General features: G+C 67.8%; 2 protein-coding genes. One reads left to right on the top strand and one right to left on the bottom strand.

Annotation, left to right across the window (positions count from 1 at the left end):
* Positions 1 to 270 precede the first annotated feature (270 nt).
* On the top strand, positions 271 to 2,259 hold the full coding sequence (locus ASJ79_RS21960) for an alkaline phosphatase family protein (RefSeq protein ID WP_067959887.1): 1,989 nt from the start codon (positions 271 to 273) through the stop codon (positions 2,257 to 2,259).
* A gap of 1 nt (position 2,260) precedes the next feature.
* Here ASJ79_RS21960 and ASJ79_RS21965 read toward each other — a convergent pair.
* Positions 2,261 to 2,769: glycoside hydrolase (locus tag ASJ79_RS21965; RefSeq protein WP_231750974.1), on the bottom strand; the 509-nt coding region annotated here is incomplete at its 5' end.

A 2,769-nucleotide genomic window follows, 5' to 3' on the forward strand; every position in this document is an offset into this window, starting at 1 on the left:
CCGGCTTCGGGTGCCTCGTCACAGATCCCGAGCAGCAGACCGGTTTCCCAGGCGCCGCGCGTTGCGCCGGCCACCACGGCGACCGCGCCCTGCAACGGTGCATCCATCGGACTCGATGATCCCCCTGCCGGCGCGGCAGAGACGTCATCTCGGTGAAACACGGCCGGCAAACCTCCGACAGGGCGTAATTTACGGTCAGCGCAATCAGCGAACAGGCAGCGACGGCCCCGGCCGACGCCGTTGATGCGCGCCTGGCCGGAGGGGATTCTCATGGGCTACGCCAATCACATTGGTCGTGTCGGAGCGCTCGCGGTGACGTTGGGCGTGGGATGGGCGGTGGCGTCCGCGCCGGGTGTCGCGTTCGCCGACACGACCGAATCGTCGAGTACCAGCCAATCCCCGGCCGGGGGTACGTCGGCACCGTCGCCGGACGCATCATCGGCGAAGGACACCGACGACGCCGGCGACGAGCAGGAACCGACTAAGGAGCCCGGCGACACCGACGCGACCGACGGCGTCGAGAACGAGGATGACTCGAATCCGCGCTCGTACCGCCCGAATTCCGCGGGGGAGCAGGACATCGCCGAAGAACCCGGAGAACCCGAAGAAGCGCCGACGGACATCGTCGACGCGGCGGTGCCGGAGGTCGAGGAACTCGAAAAGGCCGAACCAGATCCCGCAGAGAGCGCCACTGCGCAGGCCGCGACACCGGCGGCCACCGCGCCGCCCCCCGAACCCACGGCGTCCGAGCCGGCCCTCGCCACGCTGTTGACCGATCTGACGGATGGCCTCCCGGCACCGCAGCCGGATCCCGCCCCGGTCGCGCCGCTGCCGGGCGCGACGCTGCTCGCGTCATTGGCTGCGGTGCGAGACGAATTGGAGCGCAACGCTGTTCGGCGTACTGCGGCAGTGATGCCGGCCGCGGCGTACATCGACGACGGCACCCCCAACGTACTGGTGATCGGGGTGGACGGCACCAACCTCAGTCGCGTGCTGGCCAATCCGGATCTCACCACGAACTTCTTCACCCTGATGCAGGGCGGGACCACCGCCGCGTCGACCATCGTGGGGCACACGACGATCTCGAACCCGTCGTGGTCGTCGATCCTCACCGGGGCCTGGGGTGAGAAGACCGGCGTGATCAACAACGTGTTCACGCCGTGGACGTACGACAAGTGGCCCACGGTGTTCACCCAGCTCGAGGGCCAGGACAGCAGCATCCGGACCACGTCGATCGCCAACTGGGACGTCATCTCGGCGATCGCGGCTTCCGGCATCGGCGCGGACTCTTTCCTCAACGTCGCACAGGTCGCCGGCGACACCAACTGGTTGCTGACCGACGACAGGGTCGGCGATCTGACCGAGGACGCCATCGCGGCCGCCGACGCCGACACCGCGAACTTCATGTTCAGCTACTTCGTCGGCGTCGACGAGAACGGCCACATGTACGGCGGGGACTCCCCGGAATATCTTGCGGCGCTGGCGAACTTCGACCGCAACCTGGGCGAGATCATGGACGCCGTCGCGCTGTGGGAGGCCGCGACCGGCGAGAAATGGACGATCATCATGGTGACCGACCACGGTCACCAGCCGCAGCTCGGTTTCGGTCACGGCTTCCAATCCCCGGACGAGACAACGACGTTCGTGGTCGCGCGCAGTCCCGGTCTGTTCGGTGAGGGCTTGGTCAACACGAAGTACTCGATCGTCGACGTGACGCCGACCGTGCTGTCGCTGTTCGACCTCCAGCCCACCGTCGACGACCTCGACGGGGTGTCGCTGACAGAACTGGGCGATGCCGATCTCACGCCCGTGAACAACGACGAAGCGCTGCGCGAGACCCTGCTCGACATCATCGCCAAGTACGGCTACCCCGACATCGGGACCAATCTGGCCCTCGGTGCGCGCACCATCTTCGCGTCGATTCCGTACTTCGTCGACATGATCACCACCGGGCTCACCACGAGTTTGCAGTCGATCGTCGATCAGGACATCTTCTTGATCAGCGCGGTGGCCGCGCTGGCGATCATCCCGGTGCGGATCATCGGCGGACTCACCTACGTGGGCACCAACATCGTCGCGCAGATCGTGGCCCGGCTGACCGGTGTCACCGGCGCGAGCATCTTCCCGCTGTGGCCGCCGGCCCCGCCGTCCTTCCCGGACGCGCCGGACATCTCCACACCCGACCTGGTCGCGTTGATGTGCAGCGACGGACGGATCACGGGCGCGGTGTTCGCGTGCGGCGATTCGGTGGCGGTGTGAGTCAGCGCTGCATCGAGGCGATGAAGTACGACTCGTCCCCGGTGGGGTAGCCACCGCCGTCGGTGGCGATGTGGACGTGGTCGAAGTGGTTGAGTGTCTCCGAGCCGTAGTCGGCCGTCCAGCTGGGCGCGCCGATGCCGGGATAGAAGCCCTGCCGCCAGATCACGTGCAGCACGCCCCAGCGCTTCGCGTTGGCCAGCGCGTACCCGGCGATCTGGTTGCCCAGTTCGATGCCTTCCTCGCTGTTGTGGTTCGGGATCATCACGTCGATCGCCAGACCGTTGGGATGCCATTTCAGCGGGTCCTGCCGGTACCCGCCGATCGTGGTGATCTCCGGGAACATGGCGCTGATCGCGCGGGCCGCCCAGATCGTCTTGACCTGGAGGCCGCCCTCGGGCGAGACGCCGGCGGGGAAGGCGAAGTCGAAGACGCGGGCATCGGCGGGGGGGCCGGGGGGGGTTGTCGCGGGGGGGGCCGCGCGGGTGGGGTCAACGCCGGGTCCGGGGGGGG

The sequence above is a fragment of the Mycobacterium sp. NAZ190054 genome (genome assembly GCF_001545925.1).
GTDB lineage: Bacteria > Actinomycetota > Actinomycetes > Mycobacteriales > Mycobacteriaceae > Mycobacterium.